The organism is Rubrivivax gelatinosus IL144, assembly GCF_000284255.1.
GTDB classification, from domain to species: domain Bacteria; phylum Pseudomonadota; class Gammaproteobacteria; order Burkholderiales; family Burkholderiaceae_C; genus Rubrivivax; species Rubrivivax gelatinosus_A.
Genome location: NC_017075.1, coordinates 3,821,292 through 3,846,238, shown reverse-complemented (window position 1 = coordinate 3,846,238; position 24,947 = coordinate 3,821,292). Strand labels below are relative to the sequence as shown.

The 24,947-nt window shown below is 72.3% G+C and carries 29 protein-coding genes; 9 read left to right on the top strand and 20 right to left on the bottom strand.

Features of this window, described 5'->3' with window-relative positions; all coding sequences use genetic code 11:
• Positions 1-2 precede the first annotated feature (2 nt).
• The 9 genes from RGE_RS17585 to RGE_RS17545 all read left to right on the top strand — a co-directional run bounded on the left by RGE_RS17585 (position 3) and on the right by RGE_RS17545 (position 8,645).
• The gene (locus RGE_RS17585) at positions 3-437 is read left to right on the top strand and encodes a ribulose bisphosphate carboxylase small subunit (RefSeq protein ID WP_014429801.1); all 435 of its coding nucleotides are present in this window, start codon (positions 3-5) and stop codon (positions 435-437) included.
• A 13-nt stretch (positions 438-450) separates the two neighbouring features.
• Entirely contained in the window at positions 451-1,128 is a 678-nt protein-coding gene (gene rpe, locus RGE_RS17580; protein WP_014429800.1) for a ribulose-phosphate 3-epimerase, read from the top strand.
• On the top strand, positions 1,128-2,078 hold the full coding sequence (cbbX, locus tag RGE_RS17575; protein WP_014429799.1) for a CbbX protein: 951 nt from the start codon (positions 1,128-1,130) through the stop codon (positions 2,076-2,078). Before rpe ends, cbbX begins: the two co-directional genes overlap by 1 nt.
• A gap of 35 nt (positions 2,079-2,113) precedes the next feature.
• A complete protein-coding gene (locus RGE_RS17570; protein WP_014429798.1) occupies positions 2,114-3,208 on the top strand; it encodes a class 1 fructose-bisphosphatase in 1,095 nt (364 codons plus the stop codon).
• A gap of 14 nt (positions 3,209-3,222) precedes the next feature.
• A complete protein-coding gene (locus tag RGE_RS17565) occupies positions 3,223-4,107 on the top strand; it encodes a phosphoribulokinase (RefSeq protein WP_014429797.1) in 885 nt (294 codons plus the stop codon).
• Positions 4,107-6,110, top strand: a complete 2,004-nt coding sequence (gene tkt / locus RGE_RS17560) for a transketolase (protein WP_014429796.1) — start codon at positions 4,107-4,109, stop codon at positions 6,108-6,110. Before RGE_RS17565 ends, tkt begins: the two co-directional genes overlap by 1 nt.
• Before the next feature lie 23 nt (positions 6,111-6,133).
• Positions 6,134-6,799, top strand: coding sequence for an HAD-IA family hydrolase (locus RGE_RS17555; protein ID WP_014429795.1), 666 nt, complete (start codon positions 6,134-6,136; stop codon positions 6,797-6,799).
• Between the two features lie 78 nt (positions 6,800-6,877).
• Positions 6,878-7,891 carry a class II fructose-bisphosphate aldolase gene (fba, locus tag RGE_RS17550; RefSeq protein WP_014429794.1) on the top strand — a complete coding sequence of 338 codons (1,014 nt, stop codon included), beginning with the start codon at positions 6,878-6,880 and terminating at the stop codon, positions 7,889-7,891.
• Between the two features lie 19 nt (positions 7,892-7,910).
• Positions 7,911-8,645, top strand: coding sequence for an HAD-IA family hydrolase (locus RGE_RS17545; RefSeq protein ID WP_014429793.1), 735 nt, complete (start codon positions 7,911-7,913; stop codon positions 8,643-8,645).
• 10 nt (positions 8,646-8,655) lie between these two features.
• Here RGE_RS17545 and RGE_RS17540 read toward each other — a convergent pair whose 3' ends face one another.
• The 20 genes from RGE_RS17540 to RGE_RS17445 form a co-directional block, all read right to left on the bottom strand.
• Positions 8,656-10,110 carry a nickel-dependent hydrogenase large subunit gene (locus RGE_RS17540; protein WP_014429792.1) on the bottom strand — a complete coding sequence of 485 codons (1,455 nt, stop codon included), beginning with the start codon at positions 10,108-10,110 and terminating at the stop codon, positions 8,656-8,658.
• 22 nt (positions 10,111-10,132) lie between these two features.
• The gene (locus tag RGE_RS17535) at positions 10,133-11,137 is read right to left on the bottom strand and encodes an NADH-quinone oxidoreductase subunit B family protein (RefSeq protein ID WP_014429791.1); all 1,005 of its coding nucleotides are present in this window, start codon (positions 11,135-11,137) and stop codon (positions 10,133-10,135) included.
• The gene (locus tag RGE_RS17530) at positions 11,134-12,630 is read right to left on the bottom strand and encodes a sigma-54-dependent transcriptional regulator (RefSeq protein WP_014429790.1); all 1,497 of its coding nucleotides are present in this window, start codon (positions 12,628-12,630) and stop codon (positions 11,134-11,136) included. The genes RGE_RS17535 and RGE_RS17530 overlap by 4 nt, the downstream gene beginning before the upstream one ends.
• A 117-nt stretch (positions 12,631-12,747) precedes the next feature.
• Positions 12,748-14,088 carry a putative Ig domain-containing protein gene (locus RGE_RS17525; protein ID WP_014429789.1) on the bottom strand — a complete coding sequence of 447 codons (1,341 nt, stop codon included), beginning with the start codon at positions 14,086-14,088 and terminating at the stop codon, positions 12,748-12,750.
• Between the two features lie 206 nt (positions 14,089-14,294).
• Positions 14,295-15,347 carry a hydrogenase expression/formation protein HypE gene (hypE, locus tag RGE_RS17520; protein ID WP_014429788.1) on the bottom strand — a complete coding sequence of 351 codons (1,053 nt, stop codon included), beginning with the start codon at positions 15,345-15,347 and terminating at the stop codon, positions 14,295-14,297.
• Positions 15,344-16,483, bottom strand: a complete 1,140-nt coding sequence (gene hypD, locus RGE_RS17515; RefSeq protein ID WP_014429787.1) for a hydrogenase formation protein HypD — start codon at positions 16,481-16,483, stop codon at positions 15,344-15,346. Before hypD ends, hypE begins: the two co-directional genes overlap by 4 nt.
• Positions 16,480-16,704 carry a HypC/HybG/HupF family hydrogenase formation chaperone gene (locus tag RGE_RS17510; RefSeq protein ID WP_014429786.1) on the bottom strand — a complete coding sequence of 75 codons (225 nt, stop codon included), beginning with the start codon at positions 16,702-16,704 and terminating at the stop codon, positions 16,480-16,482. Before RGE_RS17510 ends, hypD begins: the two co-directional genes overlap by 4 nt.
• Positions 16,704-17,801, bottom strand: a complete 1,098-nt coding sequence (locus RGE_RS17505) for a Kae1-like domain-containing protein (protein WP_014429785.1) — start codon at positions 17,799-17,801, stop codon at positions 16,704-16,706. The genes RGE_RS17510 and RGE_RS17505 overlap by 1 nt, the downstream gene beginning before the upstream one ends.
• Positions 17,798-18,739 carry a hydrogenase nickel incorporation protein HypB gene (gene hypB / locus RGE_RS17500; RefSeq protein WP_014429784.1) on the bottom strand — a complete coding sequence of 314 codons (942 nt, stop codon included), beginning with the start codon at positions 18,737-18,739 and terminating at the stop codon, positions 17,798-17,800. Before hypB ends, RGE_RS17505 begins: the two co-directional genes overlap by 4 nt.
• Before the next feature lie 19 nt (positions 18,740-18,758).
• Positions 18,759-19,100, bottom strand: coding sequence for a hydrogenase maturation nickel metallochaperone HypA/HybF (locus tag RGE_RS17495; protein ID WP_014429783.1), 342 nt, complete (start codon positions 19,098-19,100; stop codon positions 18,759-18,761).
• Positions 19,093-20,145 (bottom strand): putative hydrogenase expression/formation protein, encoded by a 1,053-nt coding sequence (locus RGE_RS17490; RefSeq protein ID WP_014429782.1) that lies wholly within the window; start codon positions 20,143-20,145, stop codon positions 19,093-19,095. The genes RGE_RS17495 and RGE_RS17490 overlap by 8 nt, the downstream gene beginning before the upstream one ends.
• Entirely contained in the window at positions 20,142-20,597 is a 456-nt protein-coding gene (hybE, locus tag RGE_RS17485) for a [NiFe]-hydrogenase assembly chaperone HybE (protein WP_043784252.1), read from the bottom strand. Before hybE ends, RGE_RS17490 begins: the two co-directional genes overlap by 4 nt.
• Before the next feature lie 5 nt (positions 20,598-20,602).
• On the bottom strand, positions 20,603-20,842 hold the full coding sequence (locus tag RGE_RS17480) for a rubredoxin (RefSeq protein WP_014429780.1): 240 nt from the start codon (positions 20,840-20,842) through the stop codon (positions 20,603-20,605).
• Positions 20,839-21,714, bottom strand: a complete 876-nt coding sequence (locus tag RGE_RS17475) for a hydrogenase expression/formation protein (RefSeq protein ID WP_014429779.1) — start codon at positions 21,712-21,714, stop codon at positions 20,839-20,841. The genes RGE_RS17480 and RGE_RS17475 overlap by 4 nt, the downstream gene beginning before the upstream one ends.
• A gap of 10 nt (positions 21,715-21,724) precedes the next feature.
• Positions 21,725-22,171 (bottom strand): thioredoxin domain-containing protein, encoded by a 447-nt coding sequence (locus RGE_RS17470; protein ID WP_014429778.1) that lies wholly within the window; start codon positions 22,169-22,171, stop codon positions 21,725-21,727.
• Complete coding sequence (locus tag RGE_RS17465; RefSeq protein ID WP_014429777.1) at positions 22,168-22,512, bottom strand: HypC/HybG/HupF family hydrogenase formation chaperone; 345 nt, start codon at positions 22,510-22,512, stop codon at positions 22,168-22,170. The genes RGE_RS17470 and RGE_RS17465 overlap by 4 nt, the downstream gene beginning before the upstream one ends.
• Positions 22,512-23,162, bottom strand: coding sequence for a HyaD/HybD family hydrogenase maturation endopeptidase (locus RGE_RS17460; RefSeq protein WP_232504949.1), 651 nt, complete (start codon positions 23,160-23,162; stop codon positions 22,512-22,514). The genes RGE_RS17465 and RGE_RS17460 overlap by 1 nt, the downstream gene beginning before the upstream one ends.
• 37 nt (positions 23,163-23,199) lie before the next feature.
• On the bottom strand, positions 23,200-23,493 hold the full coding sequence (locus RGE_RS23775; protein WP_014429775.1) for a HigA family addiction module antitoxin: 294 nt from the start codon (positions 23,491-23,493) through the stop codon (positions 23,200-23,202).
• Positions 23,494-23,600: 107 nt separating this feature from the next.
• Entirely contained in the window at positions 23,601-24,329 is a 729-nt protein-coding gene (gene cybH / locus RGE_RS17450; RefSeq protein WP_014429774.1) for a Ni/Fe-hydrogenase, b-type cytochrome subunit, read from the bottom strand.
• Between the two features lie 32 nt (positions 24,330-24,361).
• Positions 24,362-24,931 (bottom strand): HupE/UreJ family protein, encoded by a 570-nt coding sequence (locus RGE_RS17445; RefSeq protein ID WP_014429773.1) that lies wholly within the window; start codon positions 24,929-24,931, stop codon positions 24,362-24,364.
• Between the last annotated feature and the right edge of the window lie 16 nt (positions 24,932-24,947).

The window sequence follows — 24,947 nt, the reverse complement described above, 5'->3', positions numbered from 1 at the left end:
CCATGATGACCAACCCCACCGGCCGGCTCACGCAAGGCCAGTTCAGCTTCCTCCCGGACCTGACCGACGAGGAGATCACGCTGCAGATCGAGTACGGCCTGAAGAAGGGCTACGCCTGGAGCATCGAATACACCGATGACCCGCACCCGCGCAATACGTACTGGGAGATGTACGGCATGCCGATGTTCGACCTGCAGGACGCCGCCGGCGTGCTGATGGAGCTGAACGCCTGCCGCAAGACCTTCCCCAACCACTACATCCGCCTGATGGCCTTCGATTCGACCCGGGGCATCGAGTCGATCGCGATGAGCTTCCTCGTCAACCGGCCGCCGACCGAGCCCGGCTTCGGCGTCGTGCGCCAGGAGGTCAACGGCCGCTCGATGCGCTACACGGTCCACAGCTACGCGACCGACAAGCCGGAAGCGCAACGCTACTGACCCCGGAGGCGCCGTGTACCGCATCGCACCCTCGATCCTGTCGGCCGACTTCGCCCGCTTGGGCGAGGAGGTGCGAGCGGTGGTCGCCGCCGGCGCCGACTGGATCCACTTCGACGTGATGGACAACCATTACGTCCCAAACCTGACTTTCGGGCCGATGGTCTGCCAGGCATTGCGCCGGCACACCGAGGCGCCGATCGACGTGCACCTGATGGTGCAGCCGGTGGACGCGCTGGCCACGGCCTTCGCCAAGGCCGGCGCGGATCTCGTGAGCTTCCATCCCGACGCCAGCACGCACGTCGACCGCACGCTGCAGCTGATCAAGGCCGAAGGCTGCCAGGCGGGCCTGGTGTTCAACCCCGCCGAGCCGCTGGATGTGCTGGAGTGGGTGATCGACAAGGTCGATCTGGTGCTGATCATGAGCGTCAACCCGGGCTTCGGCGGGCAGTCGTTCATCGACAGCGCGCTGCGCAAGATCGAGAAGGCGCGCCAGATCATCGACGCCAGCGGCCGCGACATCCGGCTGGAAGTCGACGGCGGCATCAAGGTCGACAACATCCGGCGCGTGGCCGATGCCGGGGCCGACACCTTCGTCGCCGGCAGCGCGATCTTCAGCCAGCCGGACTACGCCGCGGTCATCGCCGCGATGCGCGCCGAGCTGGCGCGCCGCGACCAGAAGGAGTTCGTCTGATGGGCGCGCCGCTGTATTCGATCCCCGGCGCCGCGATCAGCGCGCCGGCCGCGCCGGCGCAGGACGAGGCCAAGCCGGTGCCGCGCACCGTCGGCGAGGTGCTGGCGCAAAGCCAGGTCGAGGCGGTGATGGACGAGCTCGAGCACGACCTCGTCGGCCTGGCGCCGGTCAAGCAGCGCATCCGCGACATCGCCGCACTGCTGGTCATCGACAAGCTGCGGCTGAACCTGGGCCTGGCGGCGCAAATGCCCAGCCTGCACATGTGCTTCACCGGCAACCCCGGCACCGGCAAGACGACGGTGGCGCTGCGCATGGCCGAGATCCTCCACCGCCTGGGCTACGTGCGAAAGGGCCACCTCGTCGCCGTGACGCGCGACGACCTCGTCGGCCAGTACATCGGCCACACCGCGCCCAAGACCAAGGAAGTGCTGAAGAAGGCGATGGGCGGCGTGCTGTTCATCGACGAGGCCTACTACCTGTACCGCCCCGAGAACGAACGCGACTACGGCCAGGAAGCCATCGAGATCCTGCTGCAGGTGATGGAGAACCAGCGCGACGACCTCGTCGTGATCCTCGCAGGCTACAAGGACCGCATGGACACCTTCTTCAAGTCCAACCCCGGCATGAGCTCGCGCATCGCGCACCACCTCGACTTCCCGGACTATTCGGGCGAGGAACTGCTGCAGATCGCCGACCGCATGACCAGCGGCATGAACTACCGCTTCGGCCCGGGCACGCGCGAGGCCTTCGCCGAATACCTGGAGCTGCGCCTGGCGCAGCCCAACTTCGCCAACGCGCGCAGCGTGCGCAACGCGCTCGACCGCATGCGCCTGCGCCAGGCCTCGAGGCTGTTCGCCGAGCGCGACCGCGCGCTCACCGAAGCCGACCTGACGACGCTGGCCCCGGAGGACATCCTCGCCAGCCGTCTGTTCCAGACCGCCGAGCGCTAGACCTGCTTTCCTACTCTCCCGTCAGAAAGCCCACCATGCCCTTGTCCCAACGCTGGACGCTGACCCGCTACCTGATCGAGGAGCGTCGCCGCTTCCCGAACGCCAGCGGCGACCTCAACGCGCTGATCCTCGACATCTCGCTGGCCTGCAAGGCCATCGGCCGCATCGTCTCCTTCGGCGTGCTGGGCGATTCGCTGGCGCCGGAGGTCACGGCCGCGGGTGGCGCCGTCAACGTGCAGGGCGAGGTGCAGAAGCCGCTGGACGTGCTGTCCAACGAGATCTTCCTGCGCATGAACGAGTGGAACGGTCATCTCGCCGGCATGGCCTCCGAGGAGATGGAGACGCCGCACCAGATTCCGGGCAACTACCCGCGCGGCAAGTACCTGCTGACCTTCGACCCGCTGGACGGCTCCAGCAACATCGACGTCAACGTCTCGGTCGGCAGCATCTTCTCGATCCTGCGTGCGCCGCAGGCGGTGCTCGACTCGGGCCGCGAGGTCACCGTCGACGACTTCCTGCAGCCCGGCACCGAGCAGGTGGCCGCCGGCTACGCGATCTACGGCCCGGTGACGATGCTGGTGCTGACCGTCGGCAACGGCGTCGTCGGCTTCACGCTGAACCACAACCTCGGCGAGTTCGTGCTGACGCACCCGAACCTGCGCGTGCCGGCGGACACGCACGAGTTCGCGATCAACAGCTCCAACAGCCGCTTCTGGGAGCCGCCGGTCAAGCGCTACGTCGACGAATGCCTGGCCGGCAAGACCGGCCCGCGCGGGCGCGACTTCAACATGCGCTGGATCGCCAGCATGGTCGCCGAGGCGCACCGCATCCTGATGCGCGGCGGCGTCTTCATGTACCCGCGCGACACCAAGGACCCGAGCAAGAGCGGCCGCCTGCGCCTGCTCTACGAGGCCAACCCGATCGGCTTCGTGATGGAGCAGGCCGGCGGCCGCGCCTCCACCGGCCGGCAGCCGGTGCTGGGCGTCAAGCCGAGCTCGCTGCACCAGCGCATCGGCCTGGTGTTCGGCTCCAAGAACGAAGTGGAGCGCATCGAGCGCTACCACCACGAACCCGCCGAGCGCGAACCGTGCAACCCGCTGTTCGCCGAACGCAGCCTGTTCAGAGACTGAAGAGAAAGACAAGCATGTCCGAACGCCACCCCATCATCGCGATCACCGGATCGTCGGGTGCCGGCACCACGTCGGTGACGCGCACGTTCAGCAACATCTTCCGCCGCGAGAACATCAAGGCCGCCATCGTCGAAGGCGACAGCTTCCACCGCTACGACCGCAACGAGATGCGGCTCAAGATGCTGGAAGCCGAGAAAGTCGGCAACAAGCACTTCAGCCACTTCGGCCCCGAGAACAACCTCTTCCCCGAGCTGGAACAGCTGTTCCGCAGCTACGGCGAAACCGGCATCGGCCGCAGCCGCAAGTACCTGCACGACCCGGTCGAGGCCGCGCCCTACGGCCAGGAGCCCGGCACCTTCACGCCCTGGGAAGACATCGAGGCCGGCACGGACCTGATGTTCTACGAAGGCCTGCACGGCGCCGTCGTGACGCCCGAGGTCGACATCGCGCGCTACCCCGACCTGCTGATCGGCGTCGTCCCGGTGATCAACCTGGAGTGGATCCAGAAGCTCTACCGCGACAAGAACGTGCGCGGCTATTCGACCGAGGCGGTGACCGACACCATCCTGCGCCGCATGCCGGACTACGTGCACTACATCGTCCCGCAGTTCACGCACACCCACGTGAACTTCCAGCGTGTGCCGGTCGTCGACACCTCCAACCCCTTCATCGCGCGCGACATCCCGCAGCCCGACGAGAGCCTGTGCGTGATCCGCTTCGCCAACCCGAAGGGCATCGACTTCCCCTACCTGCTGAACATGATCAACGACTCGTGGATGTCGCGTGCGAACACCATCGTCGTGCCCGGCGGCAAGATGGAACTGGCGATGCAGCTGATCTTCACGCCCTTCATCTGGCGCATGATGGAACGGCGCAAGCGCGCGCTGGGGGCCCTGTGATGAGCGCGCCCACCACCACCCGCCTGGCCGACGCGCTGCGCGTGCTGGCCGTCGACGCCGTCGAGGCCGCCAAGAGCGGCCACCCCGGCGCGCCGATGGGCATGGCCGAGATGGCCACCGTGCTGTGGACGCGCCACCTGCGCCACGACCCGGCCGCACCCGCCTGGGCCGACCGCGACCGTTTCGTGCTCAGCAACGGCCACGCCTCGATGCTGATCTACGGCCTGCTGCACCTCAGCGGCTACGAGCTCCCGCTCGACGAGCTGAAGCGCTTCCGCCAGCTGCACAGCAAGACTGCCGGCCACCCCGAGGTCGGCATCACGCCGGGCGTCGAGACGACGACCGGCCCGCTGGGCCAGGGCCTGGCCAACGCCGTCGGCATGGCGCTGGCCGAGAAGCTGCTGGCCGCCGAGTTCAACCGCCCGGGCCACACCGTCGTCGACCACCGCACCTGGGTCTTCCACGGCGACGGCTGCCTGATGGAAGGCATCAGCCACGAGGCCTGCTCGCTGGCCGGCACGCTGCGCCTGTCCAAGCTGGTCGCGCTCTACGACGACAACGGCATCTCGATCGACGGTCACGTCGACGGCTGGTTCACCGACGACACGCCGGCGCGTTTCCGCGCCTACGGCTGGAACGTCATCGGCCCGATAGACGGCCACGACGCTGCCGCGCTCGACGCCGCGATGACCGCGGCGCGCGCCCAGGGCGACGCCGCCGACGGTAAGCCGACGCTGATCGTCTGCAAGACGACGATCGGCAAGGGCGCGCCGAACAAGGCCGGCGGCCACGACGTGCACGGCGCGCCGCTGGGCGCCGCCGAGGTCGCGGCGATGCGCCAGGCGCTGGACTGGCCCTGGGGTCCGTTCGAGATCCCCGACGAGCTGCGCGCCGCCTGGGACCAGCGTGAACGCGGCGCCGCGACGCACGCCGACTGGACGGCACGTTTCGCCGCCTACCGCGCCGAGCACCCGCAACTCGCCGCCGAGTTCGAGCGCCGCATGGCGGGCGTCCTGCCGGCCGGCCACGCCGAACGCACCGCCGAAGCCGTCGCCAGGCTGGCCGCGTCGGCCGGCACCGTCGCCACGCGCAAGGCCAGCCAGCTCGCGCTGGACGCGCTGGCCCCGGGCCTGCCCGAGCTTTTCGGCGGCTCGGCCGACTTGACCGGCTCCAACCTGACCAACTTCAAGGGCTGCGTCGTCGCCGGCCGTGACCGGCCGGGCAACCACCTGAGCTGGGGCGTGCGCGAGTTCGGCATGGCCGCCGCGCTCAACGGCATGGCGCTGCACGGCGGCTTCATCCCCTACGGCGGCACCTTCCTGACCTTCAGCGACTACAGCCGCAACGCGGTGCGCATGGCCGCGCTGATGAAGCAGCGTGTGATCCACGTCTTCACCCACGACTCGATCGGCCTGGGCGAAGACGGCCCGACGCACCAGAGCGTCGAGCACGTGCCCTCGCTGCGCCTGATCCCGAACCTGGACGTCTGGCGCCCGGCCGACACCGCCGAGACCGCCGTCGCCTGGGCCAGCGCGATCGCGCGCCACGACGGCCCCAGCGCGCTGGCGCTGTCGCGCCAGAACCTGCCGCCGCTGGCCGGCGCCGAACGTGCGGCCGACATCGCGCGCGGCGGCTACGTGCTGGCCGACGCCGAAGGCGCGCGCGCGGTGATCATCGGCACCGGCTCCGAGCTGCACCTGGCCTTGCAGGCGCAGGCGGCGCTGGCCGCCGAGGGCATCCCGGTGCGGGTCGTGTCGATGCCCAGCAGCTCGGTCTTCGACCGCCAGGACGCGGCCTACGTCGACGCCGTGCTGCCGCCGGAGCTGCCGGCGGTGGCGGTCGAGGCCGCGCACCCGGACTTCTGGCGCAAGTACGTCGGCCGCCGCGGTGCGGTCGTCGGCATCGCCAGCTTCGGCGAATCGGCGCCGGCGCCGACGCTCTACCAGTACTTCGGCATCACCGCCGAACGTGTCGCCGAGGCCGTGCGCGGCCTCCTCGGCTGACCTTCCTCCCGAAGGAGACCACGATGCTGCGCGCCCTGCTGATCGACCTCGACGGCACCCTCGTCGACACCGCGCCCGAGCTGGCGCTGGCGCTCAACGCCACCTTGCGCGCCTGGCAGCGCGAGACGGTGGACGAGGAGACGGTGCGCGGCTGGATCGGCGACGGCGCGCGCGCGCTCGTGGAGAAGGCCTTCGGCGGGCCGGTGGACGAAGCCGTGTGGCAGCACTTCTCGCTGGTCTACAGCGAGGTCTGCGGGCTGCACAGCACGCTGTTCCCCGGCGCGCGCGAGCTGCTGCAGCGCCTGGCCGGCGACGGCGTGCGCCTGGCGGTGCTGACCAACAAGGAAGCCGCCTTCGCCCACCGCCTGCTGGCGCGCCACGACATCGCCGACCTGTTCGACCTGCTCGTCGCCGGCGACTCGCTGACGGTGCGCAAGCCCGACCCGGCGGTCGCCGGCCACGCGCTGGCCGCGCTGGACGTGCCGGCCGAGGAGGCCGCGCTGCTCGGCGACTCGGTCACCGACGTGCGCACCGCGCGCGCCGCCGGCCTGCGTGCCTGGATCGTGGGCCACGGCTACCCGGCCGGCGAGTTCGCCGGCGCCGACCGTCCCGATGCCTTCGTCGGCTCGCTGGCCGAGTTCGACCCGCGTTCGCTCGCCGGCGGCGAAGCCCGGCGTCCGATCCACTGATCCCGCCCGGCGCCGGCCGCGGCGCCGTTCCCGTTCCCACACGAAGACGTCACGTCCGTCCGTGACGCAGGAGTTGCCATGCCTCTCATCGCGCTGCGCCCGCTGCTCGACCACGCCGCCGAACACGACTACGGCGTGCCGGCCTTCAACGTCAACAACATGGAGCAGATCCAGGCGATCCTGCAGGCCGCCCAGGCCTGCGACGCGCCGGTGATCCTGCAGGCCAGTGCCGGGGCGCGCAAATACGCCGGCGAGCCTTTCCTGCGCAAGCTGGTCGAGGCCGCCGTCGAGCAGTACCCGGCGACGCCGATCTGCCTGCACCAGGACCACGGCGCCTCGCCGGCGGTCTGCGTGCAGGCCATCCGCTCGGGCTTCACCAGCGTGATGATGGACGGCTCGCTGCGCGAGGACCAGAAGACGCCGGCCAGCTACGACTACAACGTCGAGGTCACGCGCCGCGTCGTCGAGATCGCGCGTGCCGTCGGCGTCAGCGTCGAAGGCGAACTCGGCTGCCTGGGCTCGCTGGAGACCGGCACCGCCGGCGAGGAAGACGGTGTCGGCGCCGAAGGCACGCTCGACCACGCCCAGCTGCTGACCGACCCCGAGCAGGCCGCCGACTTCGTCGCGCGCACCGGCGTCGACGCGCTGGCGATCGCCATCGGCACCAGCCACGGCGCCTACAAGTTCACCCGCCAGCCCACCGGCGACATCCTGGCCATCGACCGCATCGCCGCGATCCACGCGAAGATCCCGAACACCCACCTCGTGATGCACGGCAGCTCCAGCGTGCCGCAGGAGTGGCTGGCGATCATCCGCCAGCACGGCGGCGCGATCCGCGAGACCTACGGCGTGCCGGTCGAAGAAATCGTGCGCGGCATCCGCCATGGTGTGCGCAAGATCAACATCGACACCGACATCCGGCTCGCGATGACCGGTGCCATGAGAAAAGTCATGGCGGAAAAACCGGAAGAGTTCGATCCTCGCGCGTTTTTGAAGGCTGCAACCGCGGCCGCGCGCGACATCTGCCGGGACCGCTTCGAGGCCTTCGGCTGCGCCGGGCAGGCCTCCCGGTTGGGTCGTGGGCGCGGCTGACGCGAACGGGGAAACCACCATGACCTTGAAGGCGCTGCTCTGGGACGTCGACGGCACTCTGGCCGAAACCGAAGACCATGGGCACCGGGTCGCCTTCAACCTCGCGTTCAAGGAAGCCGGCCTGCGCTGGCGCTGGGACAGCGAGCTCTACGGCGACCTGCTCAAGGTCACCGGCGGCAAGGAGCGGCTGATGGCCTGGCTCGAACGCGTGGACCCGCAGGCCGCCGCCGCGCCCGAAGCCGCCGCGCGCATGGCTCGGCTGCACGAACGCAAGACCGCGATCTACGTCGACCTGCTGGCGCGCCGCGCGGTCGGGCTGCGCCCGGGCGTCTCTCGCCTGCTCGACGACGCCCAGGCCGCCGGCTTGCGCCAGGCGATCGCGACGACGACGACGCCGGCCAACGTCACCCAGCTGATCGACGTCACGCTGGGCGGCCGCGGCCACCGGCTGTTCGAGATCGTCGGCGCCGGCGACGCGGTGCCGAACAAGAAACCGGCACCGGACATCTACCGCTGGGTGCTGGAGCGCATGCGCCTGGAACCGCACGAATGCCTGGCGGTCGAGGATTCGCGCATGGGCGTCGAAGCCGCGGCGGCCGCCGGCGTGCCGGTGCTGCTGGTGCGCAGCCGCTACACCGGCACCGCGACGATCCCCGGCACCGTCGGCGACCTGCCCAGCCTCGAAGGCGTGCGCCTGCAGCAGCTGCGCGACTGGCACGCGAAGGCGGTGCAGGGCAGCGCGGCCGCGGCCTGAGCCTTCCTGTTCAATGGACCGTGCAGACCATGCACGGATCGAACGAACGCACGACGTGCTGAACCGCGACCGGCGTCGTCTCGCCGGCTGAGACCGGCGCGCCGACCAGCGCCGCTTCCAGCGCGCCGGGCACGCCGGCCGCGTCGCGCGGCGAGAAGTTCCAGCTCGTCGGCGCGACGATCTGCCAGCTGGCGATGCGCCCGCGCTCCAGCCGCAGCCAGTGGCCGAGCGCGCCGCGTGCGGCTTCGGTGAGACCGCAGCCTTCGGCTTCGTCGGGCAGCCGCGTCGCGACGTGGAACGGCTCGCGCGGCACGATCGCCGCCAGCGCCTGCTCCATCAGCCCCGGCAGCCGCGCCAGCTCGACCAGCCTCGCCAGCACACGCGCCGCGACGCCGCAGCCGTGGCGCGCGACGAAGTCCGTCACCAGCGGCTGGCCGGCCAGCAGCTGCCGCGCCAGCGCGCCGGTCTCGACGACCCGGCCGGCCAGGCGCGGCGCCTTGTTCCAGGTGTAGCCGCCGGGTTTGTCGGCGTCGGGGCGCGTCAGGCCGACGCTGGGATGCAGCGCGCCTTCGGGCGCGTCGGCCAGCCAGGCGTGGGTCGCGTCCTCGGTGATCGTCGCCAGGTCCAGCGGCACGATGCGGCCGTCCTCCCAGACGCCGGGCGGGAAGGCGTGGCCGCCGTCGGGCTGCACGAAGCCGCCGTAGCCCAGCAGCCGGCCGGGGCCGGGGCCCAGCGTCGCCAGGCCGAGGTCAGCCGCGATGTCCAGCCAGAGCCGCAAGTCGCCACGCCCCGGCGCCGCGGCACGCCAGCGCTCCAGCGCCGCCTCGTCGTGCAGCGCCAGCAGCTCTTCCAGCGGCGCACCGACGAGTTCCTGCTCCAGGAAGGCGCGGAACTCGCGCACGCGCGCCAGCAGCCGCAGGCGTTCGGCGGCTTCGATCGCACGCGAGCTGCCGCCCGGCTGGATGCTCTGCGTGTGCGGCCACTTGCCGCCCAGCGTGCCCAGCAGCTCGAACCAGCGCTGGCGCGCGGCCAGCGCCTTGCGTGCCTGCACGCCGGCGAGCGCGGCGAAACGCCGTTCGGCTTCGGCGAACCACGGCCGAGCGGCGTAGGCCGGCCGGGTGAAGTCGGGCATGAAGAACAGATAGAAGTGCGACAGGTGGTCGGCCGCGTTCTCGGTGCCCAGCATCAGGTTGGTGGTGTGCACGCCGTTGGGCGGCGGCGTCACGCCGGCCGCCGCGGCCAGCGCCCGGGCCGCGGCGACCGACTGCGACACCGAGCAGATGCCGCAGATGCGCGGCACGACGACCAGCGCGTCCATCGCCGGGCGGCCGACCAGCATCTGTTCGAAACCGCGGTACATCGGCGACACCACCTCGGCCGAGGCGACGCGGCCGTCGGCGACGTCCAGCCGCACTTCCAGGTCGCCCTCCACGCGGTTGAAGGGGCCGACGATCAAACGACTCATGCGGCGATTCTGGCCGGCGGCCTCACTTGCGCGTGCGCCGGATCGCCGGCGGCACGACGACGTGGTCGGCCACCGCGTTCTGCTTCACGCGCCGCGGCGTCGCGCTCTTGGCCAGCGAGGACAGCGCGACGAACCAGGCCTTGGGCATGTCGGTCGGCAGCCCGATCGGGATGCCGGCCAGCTTGGGCGTGCTGTCGAAGGCGTGGCCCGGCTCCTGGAAACCGGGTTCGGTGCAGCTGATGCAGGCGTAGCCGCCGCGTGTGCACGAACCTTCGCCGTTCCACAGCCGGGTGTTGCAGTCGGCGTGCGCCTGAGTGCCTTTGCAGCCCAGGTGTTCCATCATGCAGCCCAGGTCGGACGGCCGTTCGGCGCTGGCCTTGAACTCGTAGTACTCGTTGCGCGTGCAGCCGTGGTGCACCAGCTGGTCGGCGTAGAAACGCGGGCGCTGCAGCGCGTCGAGGTCGGCGGCGGCCAGCGAGCCGTCGGCCAGCGCCATCAGCGTCTCCAGCACCCAGCCCGGGTGTGTCGGGCAGCCGGCGATGTTGACCACCGGCAGCCCGCCGGCGGCGCGGAACCCGGCGCCGAGCAGGCCGCCGGCCAGTTCGTCCTCGTACTGCAGGCCGCAGGCTTCGGTGGGGTTGGCGCCGCCGGCGGTCACGCCGCCCCAGGCGGCGCAGCTGCCGACCGCGACGACGTGGCGCGCCTGCGCGGCCAGCCGGCGCACCCAGGAGATCATCGGCACGCCGGTGCCGGCCAGCAGGTGGAAGCGCCCGCTGCCGTTGGGGCCGCGCAGCAGCGCGCCTTCGACGACCAGCACGTCCAGCGGCCGGCGGCCGTTGGCGATCTCGTCGAGCAGCGCCGTGACCTCGTCGCCGCTGGCGCGCGACAGCGAGGGGTGCCACAGCAGGCGCAGGCCGGCGTCGGCCAGCAGCGCCGGGAAGTCGGGCGTGTCGGCGCACAGCAGCGACATGCTGCAGCCGCCGCAGCCGCCGCTCTGCAGCCAGAGCACGTCCAGCGGCGCGTTCACGGCGGCGACTCCAGGCCGAAGCGCTGCAGCTTGGCGCGCAGGCCCATGCGCGACAGGCCCAACTCGGCGGCGGCCTGGGTCTTGTTCCACTGCAGGCGCAGCATGGTCTCGCGCAGGATCATCGCCTCGACGGCGTCGAGCCGGTCCTGCAGCCGCCCGGCGGCCGGCAGCGCGGCGGCGGTGGTCGACGCCGCGGCGCCGGTCTGGCCCTGCAGCAGCCGGCGCGACAGCGCCCGCGCCGGCAGGCGCAGCTCGTCGCTGAGCGCCAAGGCGCGCGCCAGCTCGTTGCGCAGCTCGCGCACGTTGCCCGGCCAGGGGTAGCCCATCAGCACGGCGCGGCAGTCGTCGTCCAGGCCGCTGGCCGGGCGGCCGAGCTCGGCCGAGACGTCGGCCAGCAACTGCTCGGCGATGGCGATGACGTCGCCCGGGCGCTCGCGCAGCGGCGGCACTTCCAGCGAGACGCCGGCGATGCGGTAGTACAGGTCCTCGCGGAAGCTGCCGGCGCGCACCGCGGCTTCGAGGTCGCGGTGGGTCGCGGCGATTACGCGCACGTCCACCGGCAGCGTGCGCGACGAGCCCACCGGCCGCACCTCGCCTTCCTGCAGCACACGCAGCAGCTTGACCTGGAACGCCGCCGAGGTGTCGCCGACCTCGTCGAGGAAGATCGTGCCGCCGTCGGCCTGCTGGAACAGGCCGATGCGGTCTTCGACGGCGCCGGTGAACGAGCCGCGCTTGTGGCCGAAGAGCTCGGTCTCCAGCAGCGTGTCGGGCACGGCGCCGCAGTTGACGACGACGAAAGGCCCGGCCATGCGCGGCGAGGCGCAGTGGATCGCCCGCGCCAGCAGCTCCTTGCCGGTGCCCGACTCGCCGAGGATCAGCGCCGACAGGTCGTAGCGTGCGACACGTTCGGCCATCGCGCAGACGCCGTCCAGCGGGCTGCCCGGGGCGCGCACGATGCGGTCGAAGTCGTAGGCGCGGCGCACCTCGCGCAGCGTGGCGTCGCGGCGCTGCTGCAGCGCACGCGGGCCGGCGCGCAGGTCGAGTTCCAGGCGCTGCAGGCCGTGCTGCAGCCGGCTGGCCTCGACGGCGCTGCGCACGGTGCCCAGCAGATGGTCGGGCGTCCAGGGCTTGAGCACGTACTGGAAGATGCCCGCCTCGTTGACGCCGGCGATGATGTCGTGGCTGTCGGTGTAGCCCGACACGAGGATGCGCACGACGTCGGGCCAGGTCTCGCGGATCTGCTTGAAGAACTCGACGCCGGTCAGCCCCGGCATGCGCTGGTCGCAGAGCACGACCTGGATCGCGTGGCGCTCGAGCATGCCGCGTGCGGCTTCGGCGTCGGGCGCGGTGAGCACGCGGAACTCCTCGTCCAGCGTGCGCCGCATCGCCTCCTGCGAGCGCTGCTCGTCGTCGACGACCAGCACCCAGGGCAGTTCACGGCCGGCGGAACCCAGGGCGCGGGCCGCGGCGAAATCGGAGTCGGGGGCGTTCATCGGCGGGCGGTCATCCGCCCGGTTCGGCGGCCAGGGGCCATGCTAGCCGCGATGCGGGCGTGGCGCTTTACGCGTTTTCCGCAGCCGAGCGCCGTGCTCGGGCGAGTGGCCGCCGGCTCAGTCGATGGCCCAGGACTGGTTCACCCGATAGCTGGCGCCGCCACGCGTCAGCGTCAGCTCGACCATGAAGAGCGCCGAGCCCGTGGCGTCTGGCCGCGTGCCGGAGATCACGCCGGTGACGGGATCGATCGTGAGCCAGGCCGGGACGGAGCTCTGGGCGCTCGAGCCGATGAGGCGGAAGCGGTAGTCGTCGCCGTCGCGGGCGGCATACATCGGCCCGGGCGCGATCGTGAACGGCACGCCGGCGCTCAGCCGGTACGTCACCCGATACGGCGGCGAGTTCGGCACTTCGTCGTAGTAGGCCGTCGTGCCTTGCGAGGACACCGGGTAGGTGCCGAAGACGCCGACCGGCCAGAACGCCAGGAAACGCTCCACCTGGGCGACGACGCCGCCGTCCTGCAGCACCTGCGCCACGACGCTGAAGCCGACGAGGCTATCGCGTCCGCCGGTCTGCGGCGTGCCGAAGATCGTGCCAGTCGCCGGGTCGAGCTGAAGGCCTGCCGGCAGAGCGCCAGCGCCGCCGAGCGAGAAACGCAGCGTCTGGCCGTCGCCGACGACGATGTCGGTCGTCGGCGTGAAGCTCATCGGCACGCCGGTGAAGGCCTGACAGCAGCCGTCGTAGTGCAGCGCCAGCGGCTTCGCGTCGACCTGGACGCTGAACTCCAGCGTCGACGGGAACGAGCGCCCGCTGCGCTCCAGCGTGTAGCGCATCACCAGGTCGTAGCGGCTGGTCTGGGTCGGGGTTCCGCTCAGCAGCACGTTGCCCTGCTCGTCGAGCCGCAGCGCCATGCCGGGCGGCAGGCTGCCTTGGGTCAGGTTCAGAGAATGGCGGTCGCCGGGGACCCCGTCGGCGTAGCCAAAGATCTGCGCGACCCGCGCCGTCGGCGAGGCCGCGTCCAGCGGGACGCCGACTTCGAGCGTGAGCTGCGGGCCCGCGCCTGTCGGCGCGATAAATGGTGCAGTGATCGAGAAGACGTAGAGCGCGGAAGCCGTGCCTGCGTGGCCGCTGACGCTCAGGTCCACCCAGCCGTTGTAGACCCCGGTCGTCGTCGCGATGCCCCGAAGCCGGCAGTCTTCGCCGAGGGTGACGCCGTCGGGCAGCGTGCTCTCGGGCCTCAGGCTGCAGTGCGGGGTGTTGCCTTTCAGACCCTGCAGCACCGGCGTCAACTTCGGTGCGGTCATCACCGGGAAGCTCTGGTCGGCGTTCTGGTAGCTGAACGTGACCTCCAGATCGCCGTCGCTGGCACCACCACCGCCACCACCGCAGGCGCTCAGGGCCGCGGCGGCGGCCACGCAGCAGAACAGGCGCGTCCATGCGCGCGACGGAGTGGTGAACATCGGCATCCTTCTGACGGTGGGTCTGCTCGGTGGCGAGCCGCCACCGGCCGGCTGGGGTGCGATGTCCGCCGTCGGACGCGGGACGAACCGATGCTAGCGGTCACTCACGCCGTCAAATGCCGTGTCGTACCGTCATGGAACGATGAGACGGCCGCCATCCCCGCGGTCGCGGGAGCTGCGGCCGGCCAACGTGGCGTCGATGCCGATCAGCAGATGCGCGGCAGCTGTTCGCCCGACAGCCAGTCGACGATGCGCCGCCCGCCCAGCCGCGTCGTCATCTGCACGAAGCGGCGTTCGTCGGCGACGACGCGGCCGATGATCGCGGCGTCGCGGCCGCGCGGGTGGGCGCGCATCGCCGCCAGCAGCGCCTCGGCGTGCTCGGACGCGGCGACGGCCAGCAGCTTGCCTTCGTTGGCGACGTACAGCGGGTCCAGCCCCAGCAGCTCGCAGGCCGCGGCCACCTGCGCCTGCATCGGGATCGCCGCTTCGTCCAGGTGCAGGCCGACACCCGACTGGCGCGCGATCTCGTTGAGCGTCGTCGCGACGCCGCCGCGTGTCGGGTCGCGCAGCGTGCGCACCGCGCCTTCGGGCACCGCGGCCAGCATCGCCGCGACCAGGCCGTTCAGCGCCGCGGTGTCGGAGACGATGCGCGTCTCGAACTCCAGCGACTCGCGCTGCGACAGCACCGCGACGCCGTGTTCGCCGATCGTGCCCGACAGCAGCACCACGTCGCCCGGCCGCGCGTTGGCGCCGCCGATCGCGCGCCCGGGCGGCAGGGCGCCGACGCCGGTCGTCGTGATGAAGACGCCGTCGCCCTTGCCGCGTTCGACGACCTTGGTGTCGCCGGTGACGATGGCGACGCCGGCTTCGCGCGCCGCGGCGGCCATCGACTCGACGATGGTCTTCAGCTCGGCGAGCGCAAAACCTTCTTCGAGGATGAAGCTGGCCGCCAGGTACAGCGGCGTGGCGCCCAGCATCGCGACGTCGTTGACGGTGCCGTGCACCGCCAGGCCGCCGATGTCGCCACCGGGGAAGAACAGCGGCGAGATGACGTGGCCGTCGGTTGCCATCACCAGGCGGTGACCGGGCGGCGGCGCCGGCAGCGCCGCGCCGTCGTCGCCCTGGCGCAGCCATTCGTTGTCGAAGGCGCGTGCGAAAAGTTCGTCGACGAGTTGCGCGGCGGCACGCCCGCCGGCGCCGTGGTTGAGGTCGACGCGGCCCTGGCGCCAGTCGATCGGGCGTTGGTAGTCGGTCTTCATGCGGCGACGACGGGGATGTCCTTGAAACGGCCGTAGGCGTAGTGCGCGGCGCATGCGCCTTCCGAGGACACCATGCACGAGCCCATCGGGTTGTCGGGCGTGCAGACGGTGCCGAACAGCGAGCAGTCCGACGGCGTCTTCACGCCGCGCAGGATGGCGCCGCATTCGCAGCGTTTGTGGTCGGGCACCGGCTGGTAGGTCAACGAGAAGCGCTGCTCGGCGTCGAAACGTGCGTAGGCCGGGCGCAGTCGCAGCGCGCTGTCGGGCACCGTGCCCAGGCCGCGCCACTCGAAGGACTCGCGATGCTCGAAGACCTCGGCCATCGCCGCGATCGCCGCGGCGTTGCCTTCGCGGCCGACGGCGCGCACGAACTCGTTCTCGACCTCGGCTCGGCCGTCGTTGACCTGGCGCACCAGCATCAGGATGGCCTGCATCATGTCCAGCGGCTCGAAGCCGGCGATGACCACCGGCTTGCGGTAGGCCGCGGCGAAGGGCTCGTAGGGCGCCGAGCCGATGACGATGCTGACGTGCGCCGGGCCGACGAAGCCGTCCAGCGGCACCGTGCCCCATTGCGCGACCTCGGGCGAGTTCAGCACGTGGGTGATCGCCGCCGGCGTCAGCACGTGGCAGCAGAGCACGCTGAAGTTGGCCAGGTCCTCGGCCGCGGCCTGTCGCAGCACCAGCGCCGTCGGCGGCGTCGTCGTCTCGAAGCCGATGGCGAAGAACACGACCTCGCGCGCCGGGTTCTGGCGCGCCACTTTCAGCGCGTCGGCGGCCGAATAGACCATGCGGATGTCGCCGCCGCGCGCCTTGGCCTTCAACAGCGACAGACCGCCGGAGGCCGGCACACGCATCGTGTCGCCGTAGGTGCAGACGATGGCGCCGTGCTGCAGCGCCAGCGCGATCGCCTGGTCGACACGGCCGATCGGCAGCACGCAGACCGGGCAGCCGGGGCCGTGGATCATGCGCACGTTGGCCGGCAGCAGCGACGCGACGCCGTAGCGTGCGATGGCGTGCGTGTGGCCGCCGCAGAACTCCATGAAGGCGTAGCGCCGCGCCGGGTCGGCCTCGGCGGCGATGCGTTCGGCCAGGTGGCGCGCGGTGTCGCCGTCGCGGAACTCGTCGACGTATTTCATCGGGCGGCCTCCGCGGCTTCGGCGAACAGCGCCAGTGTGCGTGCGGCTTCCTCGGGGTCGAGCAGGCCGATCGCGAAACCGACGTGCACGACGACGTAGTCGCCGACGGCGGCGGCGGGCACCAGCGCCAGCGAGACGCTCTTGCGCACGCCGCCGAGCTCGACGAGGGCCTCGTCGCCGTCACGGCGTTCGACGACGAGGGCGGGCAGGGCGAGGCACATCAGGCGGTCTCCGGGAGTTCGGCCAGCCGGTGTTCGGCGATGCGGCACTGGCCACGCGCCAGGCCGGCGTCGCCGCAGTCGGCGAGCGCGGCGGGGCGCAGCGGTTCGAGGTCGCGTGCGGCCAGCCCGGCGTGGATCCGGGCCGACAGCACGCGGTTGAAGAAGCAGCCGCCGGCCAGCGCGACACGGCGCACGCCGTGGGCGGCGCAGGCCGCGGCGGCGGCCTCGACCAGGCCGTCGGCCAGCGCGCGGTGGAACAGCGCCGCGCCGCGTGCGGCCTGGCCTTCGGCGCCGAGCTCGACCAGGCGCGCGGCGACCGGGCGCAGGTCGACCACGCCATCCTTGACGACGGCAGCGACGGTCTCGCCGTCGTCGCCGTAGACGGCGGCCAGGCCTTCGAGCGCGATCGCGGCCTCGGCTTCGTGCGCCTGGCGCACCGACACGCCCAGCAGCCCGGCGGCGGCGTCGAACCAGCGGCCGGCGCTCGTCGTCGGCGGGCAGTTCAGGCCGCGTTTGAGCAGGCCGAAAACGGCGCGTGCGGCGGTCTCGCCGACGACCGGGCCCAGGCGCTCTTCGATCTCGGCGCCCCGGCCCAGCGCATGCAGCGCCGCGGCGGCCATGCGCCAGGGCTCCTGCGCCGCGCGGTCGCCGCCGGGCAGGGCCAGCGGCAGCAGCCGGCCGAGGAGGCGGTGGCGCGCGCCGTCCAGCAACAGCACTTCGCCGCCCCAGGCGCCGCCGTCGTCGCCGAGGCCGAAACCGTCGAGCGCGAGACCGATCACCGGCGCGTCCAGGCCGTGTTCGGCCATCACCGCGGCGACGTGCGCGACGTGGTGCTGCACGCCGATCGCCGGCACGCCCAGTTCGGCGGCCAGTGCCAGCGCGAGGCGCGTGCTGTGGAAGTCGGGGTGCAGGTCGTGCGCGACGGCGTCGATGCGGCCGTGCACGCCGTCCAGCAGCGCACTGACCGAGTTCTCGAGCGCCACGCAGGCCTCGGGCGTGCCCAGGTCGCCGTGCATCGCCGAGGCCGTGAAGCGGCCGTCGACCGAGAGCCCGGCGACGTTCTTCAGGAACGCCCCTGTGGCCAGGACGCAGCTCATCCCGGCTGCCCGCCCAGCGCGCGCACCTGGGCTTCCAGCGCCGCGATGCGTTCCTTCAGCGCCGTCTCGCCGTCGGCCGCGGCCGGCAGCGCCGGCTGCGGCGCCAGGTGCAGCAGCCAGGACAGCCAGGCGTCCAGCCCTTCGCCGCTGCGCGCCGAGACCTGCAGCACCTCGATCGCCGGGTTCACGCGGCGCGCGTAATCGATGCAGCGCTGCACATCGAAGTCAAGGTGCGGCAGCAGGTCGATCTTGTTGAGCACCATCAGCCGCGCGGCGGCGAACATGTCGGGGTACTTCAGCGGCTTGTCCTCGCCTTCGGTGACCGAGAGGATCGCCACCTTGGCCGCTTCGCCCAGGTCCCACAGCGCCGGGCAGACGAGGTTGCCGACGTTCTCGATGAACAGCAGGCGCTCGGCGTGGGCGTGGCCGTGATCGTCGTCGTGATGGTGGTGACCGTGCTCGTGATGGTCGTGATGGTGGTGCAGCGGCAGTCGCTCGAAGGCCGCGGCGACCATCGGTGCGTCGAGGTGGCAGCCCTTGCCGGTGTTGACCTGCACCGCCGGCGCGCCGGTGGCGCGGATGCGGTCGGCGTCGTTCGAGGTCTGCTGGTCGCCTTCGATGACCGCGAGCTCGACGCCGGGCGCGCGGCGGCGCAGCGCCTCGATCGTCGCGCACAGCAGCGTCGTCTTGCCCGAGCCCGGGCTGGACACCAGGTTCAGCGCCGTGACGCCGTGGGCGACGAAGTGCGCGCGGTTCTGCGCCGCGACGCGGTCGTTGGCGCCGAGCACGTCGGCTTCCAGCTTGATCGCACGTTCGGCGCTCAGCCCCGGCACCGAGACACGCGCGGCGTTGGCGCCGAAGTCCAGGTCGCCGTTCGGCGCGGCGGCGGCCGTCCGGCCTTCAGGATGCTCGCCCGAGCAGCCACACACGACACACATCCGTCTCTCCTTCGTTGGTTCAGGCCACGATGAGGTCCACGACCTTCAACTCGGTGCCTCCGGTGACTTGCAGCTTGTAGCCGCCGCACAGCGGGCAGGCGTCGCCGCGTGCGGCGATCTCGACGCCGGTGCCGCAGTCCAGGCACCAGGCCTGGCCGGGCGGCTCGTCGATCTCGATGCGTGCGCCGGCCAGCCTGGTGCCCGGCGCCATCGCTTCGAGCGCGAAACGCAGCGCACGCACCTCGACTCCGGCCAGCGCCGGCGCCGACAGGCGCAGCACGGTGACACGTTCGAAAGCCTCGCGTTCGGCGCAGTCCTCGACGATGCGCACGATGCCGCCGGCCAGGCTCATCTCATGCATCGGCGGTTTCCTCGTTCATCGGCCGGCAGCGTACCGGCACGCAGGGGTCGAAGGCGTCGGCCAGCAGTTCGGCCCCACCGGCGTCATCGGGCGCCAGTGCCTGCAGCGTGCGCGCCAGCACGCCCTCGGGGTGGAAGTTCCATTCGGTCGGCGCAAGCACGCGGTAGTCGGCGACGCGCCAGCCGGCGGCGTCGCGCTCGACGCGCACGCGGTGCACCAGCAGCCCGCGTGCGGTCTCGGCCCAGGCCAGGCCGACGCCGGGCGCCGGCGACAGGGCGCCGTGCGCCAGGCGCGCGGGATCGGCGGCCAGGCGCACGAGGTCGACCAGGCGCGAAGCGATGCGGTCCCAGGCGTGGCGCGGCGCCGCGGCGCCATCGGCGGCGCGCGACCAGGGCCCCGTGTCGGGCACGCCGGCGTCCAGCCGCGGGCGCAGCGCCCAGCCGGCTTCGTCGCCGAGGCGGCGGCCGATCTCGGGCAGCGCGGCCAGCGCCAGCGGCGCGACGGCCGGCGTCGCCAGCGTGGTGGCGCGCGCGTGCATCGTGCGCAGCGCCAGCGCCGTCGGCGAAGCGGCGCTGCGGCACCAGTCGGCCACCGCGTCGGCGTCGACGCCCTGAGTGAACCACCCGGCCGGCAGGTCCAGCCAGCGCCGCAGCCAGCCGGCCAGCAAGGCGCCGCGGCCGGCGTCGTCGCCCGGCGCCCACAGCGGCGCCGCGGCGGCCAGCGCGGCGAGGTCCAGCGCGGCCGCGGGGGCGTGGCGGCGCGGCCAGTCGTGGCACAGGCGCAGCAGGTGCTCGCGTACCGTGGAGCCGAACAGCGAGACCGTCGCCGGCGCCAGCGCCTCGCCAGCCCCGGCGGCGCCGATCGCCTCGTGCGCGGCCAGCGCATGCGCCGGGGCGCACAGCGTGAACAGCGCGGCGGCGCGGCGCGGCGCCTCCTGCACCGCCACGCCGTTCAAGAGCCGCGGCGCGAGTTCGGCGCGCGTGCTGACCACCGCCGGCCGGCGCCCGGGGCGCAGCTCGACGTGGCCGGCGAGATCGACCGTCATGCGCCGCGCCCGAAGAGGAAACCGCGCCGCGACGGCACCGGCTCGCGCGCCGGCGGGGGCGGCACCGCGGCCGGCCGCAGCAGCGTCAGCAGCTCGCGTGCGGTTGCCACCGCCGCGGCCTGGTCGGCGAACTCCGTGACCGGCGAGAACAGCGAGCAGGCTTCGTAGCCGCCACAGCGGGGTTCATGCGCGCCGATGAACTCGAAGACCCGGCCGCCGAACTCGCGATCGGCCTTGGCACCGACGGCCAGCGCCGCGCCGGCCGGCAGCCGCACGAGGTTCATGAACCAGGGCGTCAGCAGCACGCCGACGGCGGCTTCGCCGTCCTCTCCCGTGTGCGGCGCGAAGCCGACGGCCTGCACCGCCAGCCGCGGGTTCAGGAAGGGCAGGCCGCGCATGCGTGTCGCCGCGATCTCGCCGAACGCGGCTTCGAGCGCGGGCACACGCGCCATCGGTGTCACCCGGCCGCTCCGTCGTCGGCCAGCACCATGAACTGCTCGGCGTCGCCGTCGCACTGCGGGCAGCGCCAGTGCGCCGGCAGCTCGGCGAAGGGCACGCCGGGCGGGATCTGCCAGGTGGCGTCGCCTTCGGCCGGGTCGTAGACCCACCAGCAGATCTTGCATTCCAGCCGCGCGCCGGCCGGCAGGCGGCTGCGGTCGCCGAGGTAGCTGCCCTCGAAACGCGCCTCGGTGTTCATCCCTGCGCCACCCACTGCAGCACCTCGTCCAGGCGCTCGGCCGAGTCGGCCAGGTCTTCGGGCGCGGCGCAAACGACCTCGGGGATCGCACAGACCTCGACCGAGTTCAGGATCACCTTGTCCTGCGAGTTGTAGTAGACGACGCGCCAGGTGTTGGGCACCCGCGTGTCGGTGATGCGACAGTTGCCGTAGCCGCGCGACAGCACGACGACGCGGCCGGTGCCGATCTGGTGGTCCATGAAGCCGATGTCCTCGGGCGACAGCGGCAGCAGCGTCAGGTTGACGACGTGCGCCGGCTGCCCGGCGCGCCACTGGTGGCGCTGTTCGGCGAGCTCGGTGAGGATGGCCGGCGCGTTCATCACGCCCGGCGGCGGCGCCATCGCTTCGGCGGCCGGGCTGTGGCCGTCTTCCTGCGCCGCGCGCAGCAGCACGGCGGGCACCGGGCCGCATTCGATTGTGTCGGCGACCTGGCCGTCGGCCAGCAGCTCGACGACGCGCCAGACGCCGGCGAAGACCGATTCCTGCACCTGCACCTGCGGCCGGCCGTCGTCGCCCAGCACCTGGGCGCTGACCTCGCCTTCGCCGAGCACCTGGTGCACCAGCGCCAGGTCGTCGGGCGACAGGCCGGCCAGCGACACCGGCGCCGGCGTCTCGCCGCGGGTGCAGGCCTGCACCGCGGCCAGCGCCTGGCGCAGCACGGCGACGGCGGCGTCGTGGCCGCCCAGCTGCTCGGGCTCGGGCAGGCGCGGCGCCTGGTAGGTGGCCATGCCCTGCGGCATCTCCAGGTAGTCCAGGCCGTCGTCCTCGTGGCTGCCGGGGCCGGCGGCCACGAGCGGGATCGGGAAGGGGCGGGGGCTGATCGGGGCGTTCATCGAGCGGCTTTCAATGGCAACCGGGGCCGGCGTCGGCGGCGGCCAGCACGATCGGCGCGCGGCTCGTCGGCATCGCCAGCGCGGCGGCGACGCGCGCGACGAAGTCGGTCCAGTCCAGCATGCCGGCGATCGTCGTCACGTAGCGGCCGTCGCGCAGGAAGACGAGCGAGGGCCAGCGCTGGGCGCCGAAACGCGCCGCCAGGCGGTCTTCGTCGGCGCGCGTCGTGACGCCGACGGTGAAGCGGCCGGGGAAGGCCGCTTGCAGCTCGGGCAGCACGACGGCGACGTCGACGCCTTCGGGGAAACGCACCGGGTCGCCGTGGAAGAACAGCACGCGGTCGCCGTCGCCGGCGAGGAAGGCATCGACCGAGTCGGCACCGACCCAGGTCGCGCCGTGGCGCTCGACGAGGCGGGCGACGAGCGGCGCGGCGCCGTCGGCAGGGGAGGAGTGGCTCATCGGGTGTCGGCGCCGTCGGCGCTGGGAGGGGTGGGGGAAGCGCCGCCGGTCAGGGCGGCGAGCTGGCCGGCGTCCATCGCCGACGGCAGCACGAAGCCGGCGGCGGCGTCGGCGTGGCCGCCGCCCAGGGCCTGTTCGAGCAGGTCCAGCGTCGCGTCGACCTCGGCGGCGCGTGCGGCGTCGATGCGCTCGCGCGCGCTGTCCAGGAATACGAGCAGCCAGTCGCCGGGCGCGACCTCGCCGACCAGCGCGGTCTCGACCGGCTGCGTGCGGCCGCGGCCGGCGACGATCGCGCGGCCCGGCGTCACCGACAGCACCTGCATAGCCACACCGAGGCACATCAGCCGGCCTCCGGCATGAAACGCGCGTCGCCGACGCGGCAGGCCTCGTCTTCGGACGGGCGGCCGGCCTCGTAGGCGGCCAGCGCGATCGTCGCCTGGCTGACGGCGTCGTCGTCCGAGGGCGGCGCCAGCCGCGGTTTCGGGTCGGCGCCCCACAGGCGCAGCGTGTCGACGCCGAGCGCCAGCGCGTCTTCGAGCGCCAGCTTGATGCGCGGGCGCAGGCTGCCGCCGTAGTCCTCCAGCTCCTCGGGCTGGCAGCCGATCAGCAGCACCGACTGCGGGTAGCGGCCGGTCAGCGTCGCCAGCGACAGCACCTCCTGGAAGCCGGTCTGGTGCAGGCTCATCTTCTTGGCGCCCATGAAACGCGGCACGTCCTCGTTCTCGATCAGCTTCAGCGTGCCGGGCTCGAGGCCGTAGTCGATGGCGTCGAAGATCAGGAGCCGTGTCGCCTGCTGCACGTAGTGCACGAGGTACAGGCCCTGGGTGCCGCCGTCGACCAGGCTGACGTGCGGGGCGAAGGTCCAGCGTGCGTCCAGCGCCTCGACGCAGCGCACGCCGAAGCCTTCGTCGGCCCAGAGCACGTTGCCGATGCCGAGCACGACGATGGTCTCGGAGCTGTCACCCGAGGGGTGGCAGGCGCTTTCAGGCATGAGTGAATCCATGGGGCGTCGTCTCGTCGAAGGGAGTTCAGCGCGCGGCCTGGCCGCGGCGCAGCTGCTTCCAGGCGTGGAAGCTGTCGTAGCGCGACTGCAGCGCCAGCCAGTGGCTGGCCGGCAGCCCGAAGGCGAGCGCGCAGCGGATCGCGGTGTCGGCAGACATCGCACGCTGGCCCTGCACCAGCTCGTGCAGGCGCCGGCGCGAGACGCCGAGCACCCGTGCCGCCTGCGACTGCGACATCGCCAGCGGCCCCAGCACCTGGCGCTGCAGGAAGCGCCCCGGATGCACCGGCGCACGCGTCGGCACGCCGGCGGGCGACAACAACGAGCGGGCTGCTAATGCGTCAAGCGGACGCCGCGGAACCGGCTCTGCCGGGCCGCTGGCGTCGCCCCCCTGGGGGGGAGCGCCGAAGGCGCTTCGGGGGGGGGCCATCAGTCTTTGAAGGTGCGGAAGCCGGAGATCATCGTGCTGACCATGCTCTGGCGGCCCATGATGTCTTCGCGGATCGCGGCGTAGACGTGCATCAGCACGAAGATCACCATGCCCCACATGCCCAGCCGGTGCCAGGTGTGCACGTCCTGCGACTGGCCGAACAGCGGGATCACCCAGCCGAACATGACGTCGGCCCAGGAGCCGCGGCCCAGGCCTTCGCTGTAGAGCGCGAAGCCGGTGACGAACATGAAGACCGTGATCGCCAGGAAGCCGGTGACCATGCCCAGGCGCGCCAGCGGGTTGTGGCCGACGTACTGGCCCGGGCGCGGGTCGATGAACAGGTACCAGCGCACCATGCCCATCACGCCGCGCCAGTAGCCGCGCTTGAACAGCGGCAGCGTGAACAGCTCGTGCGAGTGGTGGTTGCCGGCGAAGGCCCAGTACAGGCGGCCGAGGAAACCGACCGCGAACACGTAGGCTGCGGCGAAGTGCGCGAAGCGGATGTAGCCCATCACGTAGCTTGCGCTGGCCTCGCCGCCGACCGAGGGCAGCGGCTTGCCGATCAGGTAGCCGGTGGCCATCAGCACGAAGACCGCCAGCGCGTTGATCCAGTGCCAGGCGCGGATAGGCGCCTCGTAGACGTAGACCGCACGCCGGACGACCGCGCGCTGCGCGACTTCTTCCGCGTCGCTGGGGCTCAGGCGGGTGACGCCGGATTCGATGTCCATGCTCGGTCTCCTCGGTTCTTCTGGCTGTCGGTTCAGGCGCGGGCGAGCAGCATCAGCCCGGCCAGCGCGACGCCGCCGGACAGGGCCCGCCAGACGACGGCCGGCAGCGCCAGCAGGCGCGGCGCGGCGGCCAGGCCCGCGCCGTGCAGCAGCGCGGTGGCGGCCAGGAAACCGGCGGCGTAAGCGGCGAAGCCGCCGGCGGCCGGCAGCTCGGCGCCGTGCGCCAGGCCGTGCAGCGAGCCGGCGACGGCGACCAGCACCAGGCCGGCGGCGGCCGGCAGGCGGCGCGCGAAGGCCAGCATCACGCCGAGCACGACGACGCTGGCGGCGATCGCCGGTTCCACGAGCGCATGGCCCCAGCCGGCGGCACCGGCGACGGCGCCGGCCAGCAGCGCGGTCATGAACAGCGCCGGGCCGGCGAGGCGGCGCACGCCGCTGAAGGCCGCGGCCGACCAGAGGCCGACGGCGACCATCGCCAGCAGGTGGTCCAGACCCAGCGGGTGCACGAGGCCGGCGGTCAGCGTCGTGGTGTCGTGGCCCGGGTGGGCGAACGCGGGCGCCGCGGCGGCGGCGAGCAGGACGGCGGGGACGAGCTTCTTCATCGGGTTGTCCTTCCAG

What these genes read in the sequence shown, in the direction of transcription:
- RGE_RS17585 (WP_014429801.1), top strand. Translation starts at nt 3, where the DNA reads ATGATGACCAACCCCACCGGCCGGCTCACGCAAGGCCAGTTCAGCTTC.
- cbbX (WP_014429799.1), top strand. Translation starts at nt 1,128, where the DNA reads ATGGGCGCGCCGCTGTATTCGATCCCCGGCGCCGCGATCAGCGCGCCG.
- RGE_RS17570 (WP_014429798.1), top strand. Translation starts at nt 2,114, where the DNA reads ATGCCCTTGTCCCAACGCTGGACGCTGACCCGCTACCTGATCGAGGAG.
- RGE_RS17565 (WP_014429797.1), top strand. Translation starts at nt 3,223, where the DNA reads ATGTCCGAACGCCACCCCATCATCGCGATCACCGGATCGTCGGGTGCC.
- tkt (WP_014429796.1), top strand. Translation starts at nt 4,107, where the DNA reads ATGAGCGCGCCCACCACCACCCGCCTGGCCGACGCGCTGCGCGTGCTG.
- RGE_RS17555 (WP_014429795.1), top strand. Translation starts at nt 6,134, where the DNA reads ATGCTGCGCGCCCTGCTGATCGACCTCGACGGCACCCTCGTCGACACC.
- fba (WP_014429794.1), top strand. Translation starts at nt 6,878, where the DNA reads ATGCCTCTCATCGCGCTGCGCCCGCTGCTCGACCACGCCGCCGAACAC.
- RGE_RS17545 (WP_014429793.1), top strand. Translation starts at nt 7,911, where the DNA reads ATGACCTTGAAGGCGCTGCTCTGGGACGTCGACGGCACTCTGGCCGAA.
- RGE_RS17540 (WP_014429792.1), bottom strand. Translation starts at nt 10,110, where the DNA reads ATGAGTCGTTTGATCGTCGGCCCCTTCAACCGCGTGGAGGGCGACCTG.
- RGE_RS17530 (WP_014429790.1), bottom strand. Translation starts at nt 12,630, where the DNA reads ATGAACGCCCCCGACTCCGATTTCGCCGCGGCCCGCGCCCTGGGTTCC.
- RGE_RS17525 (WP_014429789.1), bottom strand. Translation starts at nt 14,088, where the DNA reads ATGTTCACCACTCCGTCGCGCGCATGGACGCGCCTGTTCTGCTGCGTG.
- hypE (WP_014429788.1), bottom strand. Translation starts at nt 15,347, where the DNA reads ATGAAGACCGACTACCAACGCCCGATCGACTGGCGCCAGGGCCGCGTC.
- hypD (WP_014429787.1), bottom strand. Translation starts at nt 16,483, where the DNA reads ATGAAATACGTCGACGAGTTCCGCGACGGCGACACCGCGCGCCACCTG.
- RGE_RS17510 (WP_014429786.1), bottom strand. Translation starts at nt 16,704, where the DNA reads ATGTGCCTCGCCCTGCCCGCCCTCGTCGTCGAACGCCGTGACGGCGAC.
- RGE_RS17505 (WP_014429785.1), bottom strand. Translation starts at nt 17,801, where the DNA reads ATGAGCTGCGTCCTGGCCACAGGGGCGTTCCTGAAGAACGTCGCCGGG.
- hypB (WP_014429784.1), bottom strand. Translation starts at nt 18,739, where the DNA reads ATGTGTGTCGTGTGTGGCTGCTCGGGCGAGCATCCTGAAGGCCGGACG.
- RGE_RS17495 (WP_014429783.1), bottom strand. Translation starts at nt 19,100, where the DNA reads ATGCATGAGATGAGCCTGGCCGGCGGCATCGTGCGCATCGTCGAGGAC.
- RGE_RS17490 (WP_014429782.1), bottom strand. Translation starts at nt 20,145, where the DNA reads ATGACGGTCGATCTCGCCGGCCACGTCGAGCTGCGCCCCGGGCGCCGG.
- hybE (WP_043784252.1), bottom strand. Translation starts at nt 20,597, where the DNA reads ATGGCGCGTGTGCCCGCGCTCGAAGCCGCGTTCGGCGAGATCGCGGCG.
- RGE_RS17480 (WP_014429780.1), bottom strand. Translation starts at nt 20,842, where the DNA reads ATGAACACCGAGGCGCGTTTCGAGGGCAGCTACCTCGGCGACCGCAGC.
- RGE_RS17475 (WP_014429779.1), bottom strand. Translation starts at nt 21,714, where the DNA reads ATGAACGCCCCGATCAGCCCCCGCCCCTTCCCGATCCCGCTCGTGGCC.
- RGE_RS17470 (WP_014429778.1), bottom strand. Translation starts at nt 22,171, where the DNA reads ATGAGCCACTCCTCCCCTGCCGACGGCGCCGCGCCGCTCGTCGCCCGC.
- RGE_RS17465 (WP_014429777.1), bottom strand. Translation starts at nt 22,512, where the DNA reads ATGTGCCTCGGTGTGGCTATGCAGGTGCTGTCGGTGACGCCGGGCCGC.
- RGE_RS17460 (WP_232504949.1), bottom strand. Translation starts at nt 23,162, where the DNA reads ATGCCTGAAAGCGCCTGCCACCCCTCGGGTGACAGCTCCGAGACCATC.
- cybH (WP_014429774.1), bottom strand. Translation starts at nt 24,329, where the DNA reads ATGGACATCGAATCCGGCGTCACCCGCCTGAGCCCCAGCGACGCGGAA.
- RGE_RS17445 (WP_014429773.1), bottom strand. Translation starts at nt 24,931, where the DNA reads ATGAAGAAGCTCGTCCCCGCCGTCCTGCTCGCCGCCGCCGCGGCGCCC.